The 13,672-nt window shown below is 30.3% G+C and carries 16 protein-coding genes; 11 read left to right on the forward strand and 5 right to left on the reverse strand.

Annotated elements, in window-relative coordinates; genetic code table 11:
- Nucleotides 1-102 precede the first annotated feature (102 nt).
- The 4 genes from B5D41_RS03240 (at nucleotide 103) to B5D41_RS03255 (ending at nucleotide 3,637) form a co-directional block, all read left to right on the forward strand.
- Nucleotides 103-1,317, forward strand: a complete 1,215-nt coding sequence (locus tag B5D41_RS03240; RefSeq protein WP_078809164.1) for an NAD(P)-dependent malic enzyme — start codon at nucleotides 103-105, stop codon at nucleotides 1,315-1,317.
- Between the two features lie 151 nt (nucleotides 1,318-1,468).
- The gene (locus B5D41_RS03245; protein ID WP_078809165.1) at nucleotides 1,469-1,966 is read left to right on the forward strand and encodes a hypothetical protein; all 498 of its coding nucleotides are present in this window, start codon (nucleotides 1,469-1,471) and stop codon (nucleotides 1,964-1,966) included.
- The gene (splB, locus tag B5D41_RS03250; RefSeq protein ID WP_078809166.1) at nucleotides 1,963-2,970 is read left to right on the forward strand and encodes a spore photoproduct lyase; all 1,008 of its coding nucleotides are present in this window, start codon (nucleotides 1,963-1,965) and stop codon (nucleotides 2,968-2,970) included. Before B5D41_RS03245 ends, splB begins: the two co-directional genes overlap by 4 nt.
- A gap of 250 nt (nucleotides 2,971-3,220) precedes the next feature.
- Nucleotides 3,221-3,637 (forward strand): ferritin-like domain-containing protein, encoded by a 417-nt coding sequence (locus B5D41_RS03255; RefSeq protein ID WP_143555651.1) that lies wholly within the window; start codon nucleotides 3,221-3,223, stop codon nucleotides 3,635-3,637.
- A 62-nt stretch (nucleotides 3,638-3,699) separates the two neighbouring features.
- On the opposite strand, the gene B5D41_RS03260 is transcribed toward B5D41_RS03255, so the two are convergent.
- Nucleotides 3,700-4,470 carry a DUF1385 domain-containing protein gene (locus B5D41_RS03260; RefSeq protein ID WP_078809168.1) on the reverse strand — a complete coding sequence of 257 codons (771 nt, stop codon included), beginning with the start codon at nucleotides 4,468-4,470 and terminating at the stop codon, nucleotides 3,700-3,702.
- A gap of 145 nt (nucleotides 4,471-4,615) precedes the next feature.
- Between B5D41_RS03260 and B5D41_RS03265 the strand changes: the two genes are divergently transcribed.
- Entirely contained in the window at nucleotides 4,616-6,106 is a 1,491-nt protein-coding gene (locus B5D41_RS03265; protein WP_078809169.1) for a sodium-dependent transporter, read from the forward strand.
- Nucleotides 6,107-6,186: 80 nt separating this feature from the next.
- Here the strand turns inward: B5D41_RS03265 and B5D41_RS03270 are convergent, their stop codons facing one another.
- The 3 genes from B5D41_RS03270 to B5D41_RS03280 all read right to left on the reverse strand — a co-directional run bounded on the left by B5D41_RS03270 (nucleotide 6,187) and on the right by B5D41_RS03280 (nucleotide 7,959).
- Nucleotides 6,187-6,690, reverse strand: coding sequence for a DUF3794 domain-containing protein (locus B5D41_RS03270; protein WP_078809170.1), 504 nt, complete (start codon nucleotides 6,688-6,690; stop codon nucleotides 6,187-6,189).
- Between the two features lie 38 nt (nucleotides 6,691-6,728).
- The gene (locus tag B5D41_RS03275) at nucleotides 6,729-7,040 is read right to left on the reverse strand and encodes a hypothetical protein (RefSeq protein ID WP_078809171.1); all 312 of its coding nucleotides are present in this window, start codon (nucleotides 7,038-7,040) and stop codon (nucleotides 6,729-6,731) included.
- 154 nt (nucleotides 7,041-7,194) lie between these two features.
- Complete coding sequence (locus B5D41_RS03280) at nucleotides 7,195-7,959, reverse strand: hypothetical protein (RefSeq protein ID WP_078809172.1); 765 nt, start codon at nucleotides 7,957-7,959, stop codon at nucleotides 7,195-7,197.
- Between the two features lie 204 nt (nucleotides 7,960-8,163).
- Here B5D41_RS03280 and B5D41_RS03285 point away from each other — a divergent pair, with 204 nt between their 5' ends.
- From B5D41_RS03285 to B5D41_RS03300, 4 genes are all read left to right on the forward strand, one after another.
- Complete coding sequence (locus tag B5D41_RS03285) at nucleotides 8,164-8,526, forward strand: hypothetical protein (protein ID WP_143555652.1); 363 nt, start codon at nucleotides 8,164-8,166, stop codon at nucleotides 8,524-8,526.
- Nucleotides 8,527-8,662: 136 nt separating this feature from the next.
- Nucleotides 8,663-9,016: a hypothetical protein gene (locus B5D41_RS03290; protein WP_078809174.1), complete on the forward strand. Its 354-nt coding sequence runs from the start codon at nucleotides 8,663-8,665 to the stop codon at nucleotides 9,014-9,016.
- Between the two features lie 148 nt (nucleotides 9,017-9,164).
- The gene (locus B5D41_RS03295) at nucleotides 9,165-9,512 is read left to right on the forward strand and encodes a hypothetical protein (protein ID WP_078809175.1); all 348 of its coding nucleotides are present in this window, start codon (nucleotides 9,165-9,167) and stop codon (nucleotides 9,510-9,512) included.
- Nucleotides 9,513-9,700: 188 nt separating this feature from the next.
- Nucleotides 9,701-10,069, forward strand: coding sequence for a preprotein translocase subunit YajC (locus B5D41_RS03300; protein ID WP_078809176.1), 369 nt, complete (start codon nucleotides 9,701-9,703; stop codon nucleotides 10,067-10,069).
- A 64-nt stretch (nucleotides 10,070-10,133) separates the two neighbouring features.
- On the opposite strand, the gene B5D41_RS03305 is transcribed toward B5D41_RS03300, so the two are convergent.
- On the reverse strand, nucleotides 10,134-10,718 hold the full coding sequence (locus tag B5D41_RS03305; RefSeq protein ID WP_078809177.1) for a DUF3794 domain-containing protein: 585 nt from the start codon (nucleotides 10,716-10,718) through the stop codon (nucleotides 10,134-10,136).
- 228 nt (nucleotides 10,719-10,946) lie between these two features.
- On the opposite strand from B5D41_RS03305, the gene B5D41_RS03310 reads away from it, so the two are divergent.
- Nucleotides 10,947-12,914, forward strand: a complete 1,968-nt coding sequence (locus B5D41_RS03310) for a sigma 54-interacting transcriptional regulator (protein ID WP_078809178.1) — start codon at nucleotides 10,947-10,949, stop codon at nucleotides 12,912-12,914.
- A gap of 261 nt (nucleotides 12,915-13,175) precedes the next feature.
- Nucleotides 13,176-13,658 (forward strand): 4Fe-4S dicluster domain-containing protein, encoded by a 483-nt coding sequence (locus B5D41_RS03315; protein WP_078809179.1) that lies wholly within the window; start codon nucleotides 13,176-13,178, stop codon nucleotides 13,656-13,658.
- Nucleotides 13,659-13,672 lie beyond the last annotated feature (14 nt).

Below are 13,672 nucleotides of genomic sequence, written 5' to 3' on the forward strand. Positions count from 1 at the left end.
ATTCTGCATTTTTTGCAGGAATTATAACATAAGTCACGAAAGTACTCATAGAATTAAGTAAAGATTTAAAAATCTTTAAATTTTTAGGGGGAAATAAGATAGATGATTATTAAAGAGGATGCTTTAATGGGATATGAAACCCCAGAGGAGAAAGAGAAGAAGCGACTAAAGAAGAAAAAAAAGAAGCAGAAGAAGCAAGGTGACGAAGAATTAAGTTATACTAAACAGTCTTTAGAAATTATTAAAGACCCCAAAAAAGTATATGAGTATACTGATAAAGGCAAGAGAGTAGCTGTTATTTCTGATGGATCTGCTGTTTTAAACTTAGGAGCAGTAGGACCGAAAGCAGCTTTACCTATAGTTGAAAGTAAGGCAAGATTATTACAAAGATATGGAAAAGTAGAAGCTATTCCTCTCTGTTTGGATACAGAAGGAGTTGATGAATTAGTAACTATAATTAAAGGCATCGCTAGTACTTATGGAGTTATCTTTTTAGAAGATATTGCTGCACCAAATTGTATTGAATTACAACAACGATTACAAGCTGAACTTGATATTCCTGTTTATCATGATGATCAACAAGGAACAGCTATAGTGGTTTTAGCGGCTCTTTATAATTCTTTACGGATAACTAATAAAAATTTAGCTGATTTAAAAGTAGTTATTAATGGAGCTGGAACTGCTGGTTTAGCAATTACTAAATTATTATTGGCTGTAGATGTTGGAGAGATAATACTATGTGATAAAGAAGGAATACTAACTCCTGGCAGTAAAGAGTTAAATTTTGCTCAAAAAGAAATGATTAGAGATGATAAAATAAATGTTAAACCAGGTAATTTAGAGACAGCGTTAATAGATGCTGATGTATTTATAGGAGTATCAACAGGAGATGTCTTAGATAAAGAATCAATTAATAAGATGCGTCGGGATCCAATCATATTTGCTTTAGCTACACCGACATCAGAAATTGATCCTAAATTAGCAAAATCAGCTGGAGCTAAGGTAGTAGCAACGGCTTATAATCGAAATAGTAATCAGATTAATAATCAATTAGTTTTTTCTGGTTTAATTAAAGGGTTATTAGAAGCTAAAGCTGATAATTTATCATTAAGCCTTCAAGTAATTACAGCTAAAGCTATAGCTCAATTAGTAGATCAAGTTAGACAGGATAATATTTTACCGGATCCATCTGATCCTGAAGTAATATCTCAAATAACTGAAAAAGTAATTAAAGCGGTTAATAGTGAAGAGCCAATTATTCCTCAAGAATTAGAAGAAAACTTACCATTAGAAGTAGTTGAACATTTATCTGATTAATTTTGATATTTTAACCACCTGTGTATTTTGCAGGTGGTTTTCTTATTTTATATTTAGATATTTTTTAAAAGTATAATATTGGTCTACATTTGTAAGAATAATACATACAATATAGCATTAAATATGTTGATTGAGGGGTTGAAATTAAAATATGCTAATAGATCGTTTAATACAAGAAGTAAAACTTGAATTAAAAGAAGCACAGAAATTATTGAATGAATTAGATTGTAAAAATAATAGAAAAAGTGAAAAAGAGTATGAAGAGTTTGGTATTAGTAATGAGAAGTTATTATTGGAGACCACTAAAGAGATAATTGCTGAACAACAAAGTCTTTTATTAAACTTAAATACTGATGAATTGGCCACTGTTATTTCTAAAATAAATAATAAATATACTGTTTGTCCATCATGTGAAAAGAATTTAAAGGAAAATAACCGAATTGTACGTTTGCCTCATCAAAGTTTAATTTATATTAAAGAAAATCCGATTCCACCAACAGAGATGGTGATTGTTGATACATGTCCATATTGCAATTATATTCTTAACTTTAAATTCTTTAAAGGTCATGATGCCCACAGTTTATATCAAATCTTAATTACTGATTTAGAAGAGACAGAATTTGAATTAGAGAAAGGTATGAAAGTATGAAAGAATTTGTGCCAGAATTAGTTTTAATTGAAGAAGCAGCATTAGATTATAAATTAGGCAAAGAGATTAGAGATAAATATGAGACAGCTCAAATATCAATTAAACTAATTGAATCTCATAACCGAGTTAAATGGGAAGAGGAGATGACTCCCTTAGAATTATTTGAAAAAGCCAAAAGCACTTTGGTGGTAGGAGTTAAGAAGACTTTACGATTTAAATCTTGTCAACCTTCAGCAGATTATCGGGTAGTAACTAGTACTAGTTGCCCAGCTAAATGTGAGTATTGTTATTTAGCTACTAATTTAGGTTCAGCAGTATATGTGAGGGTTTATGTTAATCTTGAAGAAATTTTAGAGGCCATTGAAAAACATATTAAAAAAAGTGATAAAAAGATTACTACATTTGAAGCAAGTAGTTCTTCAGATCCAGTAGCAGTGGAACATATTACTGGTACTTTAAGCCGTTTAGTTGAATTTTTTAGCAAAAGAGATGATGCTAAATTACGAATAGCTACTAAATTTGATAATGTGGATCCAGTGTTAGATTTGGAGCATAATCAAAATACTAAGTTTCGTTTTAGTATTAATTCAGATTATGTAATTAGGAAGTTTGAAAACTTGACTCCTTCTCTAACTTTGAGATTAAATGCAGTTAATAAACTACAAAAAGCTGGTTATCCTTTAGGATTTATGATTGCTCCTATTATGGCACATGAAGGGTGGAAAGAAGGGTATAAAGATTTATTTGTAAAGTTAGCTAAAACTTTAGATGATGATAAAGAAATAAGCTTTGAATTAATTATGTTTAGATTTAGTACTCGAACTAAAAATATTATTGAAGCTAGATATCCGGATACTGAATTGGACTTAAATAAAGAGAATCGTAAACATAAAGGATTCGGAAAGTATGTTTATTCAGATGATGTTGCTAAAGAATTGAAAGAATATATAACTAATCAGATTAAAGATAAATTTTCGGAAGCTAAAATTGAATATTTTACTTAAATCTTACTATTATTTAGTTTAATAATTTAATTATGAAATGATTATAATAAAATTGGTACCTAATTTAATGATGTTTCTTTAAAATTAAAAGATAAATTTCCCAAAAAACCTTGACAAATCAGAATTAGATTAGTATAATAATTATGTAATTAGTAATAGTAATGATTACTAATATAACAAAAATATTAATTATCCAGTAGCTAACTATTGTTACTGGTGACTAATTACATAATTTAAAGGAGGAATAAAAATGGATTTAATTAATGAGAATAATTTAGGAATAACTAAAGGCACTGCTGTAGAGGAAGCTGTTAAGCAGAATTTTGATGGTGAGAATATGGAGGTTGGGCTCTATCTAGCAATGGCACGTCAAGCCCAAAGAGAAGGTTTACCAGAGGTAGCTGAAGTTTTAAGAAGAATTGCTTTAGAAGAGGCAGAGCATGCTGCTAGATTTGCTGAGCTAAATGGAGCCATTTCTGAAAGTACTAAAGAGAATATTGAAAAGATGTTAAATGGGGAACAAATGGCAAATAAAGGTAAAAGGAAGGCGGCTGTTAAAGCTAAGGAAGAGGGAATTGATCCTGCTCATGATTTCTTTGATGAGTCTTCAAAGGATGAGGCACGTCATGCTAGAGCATTAAAAGGATTATTAGAGCGATACTTTTAATTAAAATTTAAATGAATATAAATTTAAAAAAGCTCCACATCTAATTAGATGTGGAGCTTTTTTTAGGTAATTATTGGCCATTTTTGAGCTTCTTCCATATTGGTTAGGATCTGCAATGCTTTTTCAGCAGCAGCCAGGTGTTTAGGGTCAGGTTCAATTGTAGTAAACTTTTGAACTAAAAAAGGGATAGATAAAATTGGTTGTGGTAAAATTAATATTATTTCATAAGCTATCCCAATAGCTAATAAACTTTCTAAATAGACATTAAATATAATTCCTAAAGATTCTAATATAAAAATAATGAGTAAATAAAAGACAATTAAATTTGTTCCACAGCGTCTAGCTAATCTCGAATGTGAACTTATAGTATCCTGATAATTAGATTGATAATAATTAACGGCTTTATGTTCAGCGCCGTGAAATTTAAAAATTTCTTTTAATACGGTACTTCTTAACAAGAAAGCTACAATGATTAAACCCAATAGATAAATAGGTAGTTGATTATAAGTGGTAGTAATTGAGATAGTATTGCCTGTAGGGAATAGATAAAAGTAACTTTCTATTCCTATATTTATTAGAAATAAGAGCATAATAGGCCAAAATTTCTTTGGTTTTTTAAATGCTTCTTTGAAAAAAGAGATTAATGCAAAGATAATACTTATCATTCCTCTAATGAAAGGTATCTTTTTAGAGGCTAAATATAATTTATTATTTGCTAAAGAATTCTTTCCAACTTCATACTTCAATTCTTCATCTTCATAATATACTTTTACGGAGTACTTTTCTCCAAAGAGCCGGACTCCATCTCTATAAGCTCTACCTCCGATTTTCATTAGTAGTTTCACCTCCGACTATAACTAGTTTATTAGCTTTTATTTAAGATGTCAACGGTAATCTTTGTTTTCTTGACATTAAAATTTAAAGATGATATATTTAAGTGGTAAAATAGTAATATTATAATTAGAGGAGGAGTAGAGTATGCAGCAGGAGGAGAACCAGTGGGGGTCACGGTTGGGTTTTATTTTAGCTACAATAGGTTCAGCGGTTGGTCTAGGGAATATTTGGCGTTTTAGTTATGTAGCTTATGATAATGGAGGAGGAGCATTTTTAATTCCATATTTCTTTGCTTTATTGACTACAGGAATTCCTTTATTAATTTTAGAATTCAGTTTTGGACAGAAGATGAGAGGTTCAGCAACATTATCTTTTGCTAAAATACATAAGAAATGGGAATGGATCGGTTGGTGGTCAACCTTAGTTACTTTTGTTTTAATTACTTATTATTCAGTGATTATTAGTTGGAGTTTTAAATATATTTATTATGCTTTTACTCAAGCTTGGGGAAGTAACCCAGAAGCATTTTTATATGGGACTCATTTAAATTTATCATCTGGAATAGATAGTTTAGGTGGAATTAATATCTCTATATTAGCAACAGTGGCTTTAGTTTGGTTAATTAACTTAGTAATAGTTTATAACGGAATTGAGGCTGGTGTAGAGAAAGCTTCTAAGATATTTATGCCGATTTTGGCTGTTTTAATGTTAATCATTACTGTAAGAGGTGTTACATTACCAGGGGCAATTGACGGAATTAATCAATTTTTAGAACCTGATTTTTCAGCTTTATTGAATCCAAAAGTATGGTTAGCGGCTTATGGGCAGATATTCTTTACTTTAAGTGTTTGTTTTGGTGTTATGATTACTTATGGAAGTTATCTTCCTAAAAAGTCTGATATAGTTAATAATGCTTTTATTACTAGTTTGGCTAATTGTGGTTTCAGCTTTATAGTAGGGATTGGTGTTTTTGGAATTGTTGGTTATATGTCTGCACAAACGGGACAACCTATCAATGACGTTGTTGCTCAAAGTATAGGTTTAGCATTTATTGTCTTCCCGAAGGCAATTAATATGTTACCAACTTTCCAAACATTTTTAGGATTTATTTTCTTCTTAGCCTTAGGGATTGCCGGTATCTCTTCTAGTATATCTATGGTAGAAGCTGTAGTAGCGCCTTTGATGGATAAGTTTGGCTTTAGTAGAAAGAAGGCAGCAACAATTGTTTGTGGAGCAGGATTTTTAGGTAGTACTTTATTTACTACGGGGGCAGGACTTTATTTCTTAGATGTAATTGATCATTATAATATGCAGTTTGGAGTAGCGATTATTGGTATTTTAGAAGCTGCAGTCTTAGGTTGGTACTATAAGGCTGAAGTTTTACGTAAATTCTTTAATCCAATTTCTAATTTCCAGATTGGTACTTGGTGGGATATAATGATTAAGTTTATAACACCATTACTTTTAACTATTATGGTAGTTAAATCTTTAATTACGGAGATAAGTCAACCATATGGTGGTTATCCATTGAGCGGTCTTAAGATTGGATGGATAGTAGCTGGAATGCTTTTAGTAGTGGCTGTTATTCTTAATTTACTACCAGATAAGTATGATGATAGATTACTTAATAATTAGTAGGTTAATTATTATTAATAGACAAAAGTATAAGAATGATGAAAAGCACCCTGAGTAAGTTATCAGGGTGCTTTTAAATTTTAATTGGTAATTATATTATAACTAATTATATTAGTATTACAGATTCTTAATCGTTGTTGAGTCCAGGTGCTTACTGTAATTTTTATTTCAAATACGAGCTGTTCTTCTATGGTTTGGGGATCGATGAGGTTAAAATCTGTTTCTGCAAGAACTAATTCATTTTGAATTTCTAATTCTAATTCAGGATCAACTCCAGTGATCTCTGCAGTAGTTGTAAATGGGATATCAAAGAATTCACATCGATTTACACCGTTTGTATCACAAAATTGAACTCTTTTTCTAATAGTACCTTGCTTAACAATCTTATCAGTGAATATTCGATCTGTAACATTTATTAATTCAAAATCTATAGCTATTATTTCTTGTATACCTTGGACTCCTGCTGGCAAATCTACTTGATCTACTGAAGAGGTGACTACTTGAACTACTTCCTCACCGATTACTTTTAATACTTTAAAGTTTTCACAACTGAATAGTGGAGTGTAGGTTCTTTTAGTGCCCATATATCTTTCTCCCTCCTTTGATATTAAATTTTAAGTTTTTAGCAATCTGCCGTTTCTGCCGGTGGCGGTGGTGACGGTTCGATTCCTGGGTCAATAATAGCACAAATACAGTCTAATGGGATATGCATTCTTTTACAAGATTCACCATCGACGATTGGTCCGTCAAAAGCAGGAAATACATTAAATAATACTAAAGTATTATCTTCTATTCTACAGAAGCATCCTGTCCAAGCACAGCAAAATTCACCAGATTGTAAAATAACAGTAATTACATCATCTTCATCTATTCGATTTAATACGTTCAATACACAAGATTGAACAGAAAATTTATTATCGTTGCATCCTGACATATTAACACCTCCCTTTTTTAAATTGTTAATATATATTATGCATAATGTTATTTTTTGTTACCTTTTGTTTTAATTGAAATTAATTTAAGGGTATAGGGGGATATTTGATAAAATTATAACTATATTTTTATTATTTAATCTTAATTATAATTTTTTAATTATATGATTCTGCATCTATACATGGGCGAATTTCTATTGGAGATTGTCCTTGGAGTTCTAAATTCGATTTATTATATTCAAACTCACTATCACAAGTAATTGATACACTAATTATTCTATCTGGTTCAGTGGTAGGGTTTTGTTCTAGTACTATAGTAAATAGACAATCTTCCCCTATAATTTCATCATTATCAGTGTCTTCAACTTCACCTCTGGCTGTAATTGTAGCGATTTTTAAATCTTCACTAACGATTAGACATTGTGATGAAATTAAACTTCCTACTGGTGGGTTGTTTGAATAGCTAAAAGTTATTTCTTCAACATCATCTACATAAGTGATTCCACTACCATTAATAGTACAACTAGGACAGACATTGAACCGTTGTAAATTGCCAATAGGTTCATCATTTTCTAAGATAACTCCTCCTGCGGTTACAAAACAGCCACATACTTCACCATCTCCATTGCCATTTCCATTTTCATCTCCATCAAATCCAGGATTAATTATGGCACAGATACAATCAAGTGGAATATACATCTTCCTACAAGATTCACCATTGATGAGCCCTTCGTCAAAGGCAAGTTCTGGATTAAATAATACTAAAGTATTATTCTCTATTCTACAGAAACATCCTGTCCAAGCACAACAAAATCCATCGGATTTTAAAATAACAGTAATAACATCATCTTCATCTATTCGCTTTAATACTTTTAATACACAAGATTGAACAGCAAATTTATTATCGTTGCAACCTGACATATTATCACCTCCTTTACGAATTGCTAATACATATTATGCATTATATGTATTGATGTTACTTTTTGCTGAACTTTAATAAAATGTAGAATATAATTTTAATCTTTTAAATTATATTGTCTTTATAGGTAGGATAAAAATAACTTTTTAACATAATAAAGAGAATGTACATAATATATAGAATAATAATTAAAAGGAGTGGTTAAATTGTCAATGTATCAACGTCCAGGATATTACTATGGTAAAAATTATGCTAATTATGATCGTAATAAGCAGACATGTCAGCCAAAAGAGAAAAAATTAAAGATTAAGGAACAGAAATCAGAGGTTAAAGATTGCATTTTAAAAGTTATAGATAAGGTAGATAAATCAGACCGTATTACTGTTATCTTAAAATCAGGAGATGGATGTTGTTTATGGTGTGGCTGTTTTGGTGGAGTAGAAGATGGATGGTTATATAATATAATATCATTTGATGATCCTACAGAATGCAGAAGAATGTATATTCCATTAGAATGCATTTGTGCTATTATTGATCCTGAAATAGAATTCGATAGTTCGGATCAGTAGTAGAATAAGATTAGTTATTGTTTAGTCAGAACCTCTAAAGTTTGTGAAGAGGTTAAGTTTTTTTGTTGTGAAAATTAGTAACAAATAATAGATATACTGAATAACATGTAACAAAAGCTAGAAAGGAGTGATTGGATTGTCAAGACAAAAACATCGTTACCCATTATATTATAAGAAGAATGAGAGCTGTGGATGTGACTATGAGGAACCTAAAAAGCAGAAAAAGTATAAGCCTCAGACTAAAAATTGTATTTTAAAAGTTATAAAGCAGTTAGATGAAACAGATCGTATTACTGTTATCTTAAAATCAGGAGATGAATGTTGTTTATGGAGTGGCTGTTTTGGTGGATTAGATGATGGATGCTTATGGATATATAATATCTGTGGTGGTGTCCCTACTGAGCCTACGGAATGTAGAAGAATGTATATTCCATTAGAATGCATTTGTGCTATTATTGATCCTGCAATTGAATTTGTATATGGTGGTTAATATGTTGCAGGGAGCAAAATTAGATTAGTTAATGTTTAGTGTAGAATCCCTAAAGCGTATTTAGGATTTTAATTTTGTTGAAAGAATTAGTAACAAACAATAGATAAATTGAATAATATGTAACAAAAGCTAGAAAGGAGTGATTGGATTGTCAAGACAAAAACATCGTTACCCATTATATCATAAGAAGAACAATGTGAGTTGTGGATGTGAAGAACCTAAAAAGCAGGAAAAGCAGATGCCACAGACTAAGAATTGTATTATAAAAGTTATAGATCAGTTAGATGAAACAGATCGTATTACTGTTATCTTAAAATCAGGAGATGCATGTTGTTTATGGAATGGCTGTTTTGGTGGAGTAGAAGATGGATGTTTAAAGTTGTTTAATATATTCTCTCCAGCTTTCCCTATTGACCCTACAGAATGTAGAATAATGTATATTCCATTAGACTGTATTTGTGCTATCATTGATCCTGAAATTTTATTCGGTGGTTAATATGTTGCAAGTAGTAAAATTAAATTAGTTATTCTTTAGTTAAGACCTCTAAATACAAATGTATTTAGAGGTCTTATTTTTGTTGTTAATATATTTTCTATGAGATTTATCTAATTTGTTGTAGAAACTAGTAACAAATAATAGATAAATTGAATAATATGTACTAAAAGATAGAAAGGAGTGATAATATGAGTCAATGGATTGATCCAAGTGAAGACCAAAGGTTACAATCTAATTGTCAATACCAGAATTCACAATCTTGCTGTTATCCAGAAAATAATGGAGAGTGTTGTCTGACTGGAAGTGAAGTTAGAGCGGGAATAGCAAATTTAATTACTGATCAAAAAGTTTTAGTGATAATATTAAATTATGGACTCGTGGGAAATATAGTGAAGTATGGAGAAGATTATATAATATTAGATATAGATGACACGAACAGTACTCGAGCCTTGGTTCCAATTGATGAAATTACTACTATTGTTCCAGTAAATGATGCAACTACAAGTGGATATTATCCTGACCGTGCTTCTCTTGTACCACTTTTACCTGGACCTTAATGACTTAAAATTTAATAAAATATTAAAATAAGAGATCAGGGAATTAATTCCCTGATCTCTTATTTTAAAAACAGCCATTATAGAATTCATCAATTAATTTATTCCTGCATCTATTAGTACATCTATTAGCATATTCATTAGTACATACTTCTGTTTGCTCCCACCGTGAGGCTTTAACTAATATTCTAGCTAAGACTACTAATTTAGCAAAGGTGTCATCTTTACATTCTGATAGGCGGTGTCCATAATCGACCCTATAGTCTAATTCTAGAACATAATTTTGTATATCTAAGGTATTTTCAGCGTCTTGAACAGGTAATATTAGGCGATCGCCCATCTTAAGTCCAGGTTTTAAGCCTTCTATTTCTACTTCTGTTTCAAATGGAAGGTTAAAAGAGCAATGAAATAGTTCATTATTTTCGTCAGAGTCACATTCTAGATTCAAATAATAAAAGATTCCATTTGCATGAATTTCCCCTTGAAGGACTACTTTATCTTTAAAAAGATAATAATCAAAATTGATTATTTCTAGATCAACATCATAAACTCTTATATCATTATCTTCTCCTGTGAATATAAAAGTAGATTCTACTACTTGCGCTACTTCTTCACCAATTACTCGTAAGGATTTTAACCGATTAATTGACATATTACCACCTCCTTTTTACTCTCTTTACTATATAATACGAAAATATCATTAAAATGTGCTTTAAATTCAAAAAAATGTTCTTTAACGACAAATAAGCAACTTTAGTATCAAATATCTAGTTAATATAAAGAATATCATAATGGCTTAAGTTACATGTGCATTAATAAATTCTTTCTGATATAATCAAGATAGTATTCCTATAATTTTTGAAATAGGGAGGGAACTTTAATGCTTTCTAAAGAGGAAATCGAGATAGAAGATTATGATGGTTTGGAGAATAATCTTAAAGAAGCAATTAATATTTTCAATTCAAAGGAAGAATCAAATATAGTAATAGAGGATATGTATTATAATACAGCTAAGAATATCGGTAGTAAATTAGAAATCAAAAATTATGATCAGTTAACTGAAAAATTATCTAAATTGGGTATTGGACAGGTTAGAATTAATTTGATTTCTGATCAAAAGATAATCATTCGTTTATATGAATGTGTTACTTGTGGAGATATGGAATATATAGGTAGAAGCATTTGTGATTTTGAAGCAGGTATAATTAGTGGAGCAGTAAGTTCAATTATCGATCAAAATGTGGAAGCTACGGAAACTAAATGTTGTGGATTAGGTGATGATTTTTGTGAATTTGAGTTGATTAAAAAAAATCAAGGTATTACAAAGGGTGAATCCGATGTTAAGCTTGATAATTCTAAGCAGAATGTAGTCGATTTAACTCTACATTCTTTAAATTTAGCTAAGAAATACAAAGAAACTAAATATAAATCAGAATGTTTTTCTGATAGCAATCAAGAGCTAGATAGGGCTTTAAAGAACACTAGAAAAATAAATCAATTTAATGAAACTGTTTTAGATAGTATTCCTAATTGTTTAGCAGTAATTGATAAGAATGGAGTTATTCTTAGAATTAATGATAAATATAAAGAGTTTTTGGGAAAGAGTTCTGCTGCTGAGGTTGAAAAGAAGAGTGTTGAAGCTTTAAATTGGCAGACTAAATATCAAGAGGTATTAAGCACTGGAGAATCTGCAGTTTGGCAGGAAGATAGTGAGCAAGGGGTATATATAGTATTTGAAACTCCAATTAAAGAGAATGGTGGGGTTATTAGACAATTAATTGCAGTGGAATCTCAATTTATTAAGTTATTATTAGATAAGATAGATTTTTTAGAAAAAGAGATGAAGTATTATAAGAATAAAACTTTAGAAGATAAGAATAAAGAAAAATTAATTGATAATATGGTTGTTGTTAGTGAAGAAATGAAGGAAGTAATTAAATATACAAAAAAAGTCGCGAAAACAGATGCAACTGTTTTATTGCGCGGAGAAAGTGGAACTGGAAAGACTATGTTAGCAAAAAGGATTCATAAGGAGAGTCCACGTAAGCATAATGATTTTGTTTATATTGATTGTACTACTATTCCTGAAAATTTCTTTGAAGCAGAATTATTTGGTTATGAACCAGGGGCATTTACTGGAGCTAAAAAAGATGGTAAGATAGGTAAGTTAGAAAAGGCCAATGGAGGAACCATATTTCTAGATGAAATTGGTGAAGTCCCTCTTGAAATGCAGTCTAAATTATTACGTTTCTTACAAGAACAAAAGTTTGAAAGAATTGGTAGTACAGAGATTAAAGAAGTAGATGTACGGATTATTGCTGCTACTAATCAAAATTTAGAGAAAATGGTTAAGGAAGGTCGGTTTAGAAAGGATTTATATTATCGTTTGAATGTAATTAATATTAATCTACCTCCTTTGCGAAAAAGATGGCAGGATATACCTTCTTTAGTCGATGAAATTCTTTTACAATTTAGTAAGGAAGCTGGGATTGATATCAAAGAAGTCAGTGAAGAAGGAATGAAGGAATTAATAAGTTATTCTTGGCCGGGAAATATAAGGGAATTAAAAAATGTTCTAAAGAGATTGGCTATTATTACTGAAGGTAAATTAATTAAAAAAGATGATGTACTATCAGAGTTAAAAGATGTTGATGCTACAGAAGAATTAGAAGATGATAGCTTAGAATTAGAAGATAGTAATGAAGGACAGATTGGAAGAATGGAAAGAGATTTAATTATTAAGACTTTGAAGCAACATGATTATAATAAGACTAAGACCGCTGATAAATTAGGTATGTCTCGCCAGACACTTTATAATAAATTCAAGAAATATAGTATAGATTATTAAGAAAATAAAAATCAATTGTCAATTAGACACTTGACACTGTCAAATAATTTGACACATAAAAAGAAAATATTTGATTTGAGAACCTATTCTTCCTATAAAGAGTGGGTTCTTTTCTTTTGGCATGAAAATTGCATAATTATATATATAAGAAAGTCGAATAATGACGAATAATATTAAATCGTTTTATAGTTTTTTATTTATAATTGTTAGAAAATAAAGAATAGAATTTATAATTAAAGAATGAGAAAGGAGGGATGGTAAATGAGTGAAGACAATAATATTAAATTTATTAGTGTTGAGGATGAATTCTGTGAAGGATGTAAAAATTGTGAATTGGCTTGTGCCAAGAGACAAGTGCAAAATATTGGCTTAGAGAAAGTTAAAGAATTAGATATAAAGGTAGATCCATATATTGTTGTTATTAATAATCAAAATAGTAAGAAGGAACCAAACCATTGTCGTCACTGTAGGGAAGCTGCTTGTATGGAGAGGTGTCCAGTAGATGCTATTTATAGGAAAAATGGTATAGTGCTTGTTGATGAAGAAGATTGTGTAGGTTGTGGATTATGTGAAAAAGCCTGCCCTTATGATGTAATGATAGTGAGATCAAGAATAGACAAAAACAATAATAAATCAGTGGCAAAGAAATGTGATTTATGCCAAGATAGACAGGAAGTTGGCAAAAAGCCAGCTTGCTTTGAAAATTGTCCAACTAATGCACTGCAATTAGAAAATATGAATTAGAATATATAAAAGGG

Origin of the sequence: Selenihalanaerobacter shriftii, assembly GCF_900167185.1 — a bacterium.
GTDB lineage: Bacteria > Bacillota > Halanaerobiia > Halobacteroidales > Acetohalobiaceae > Selenihalanaerobacter > Selenihalanaerobacter shriftii.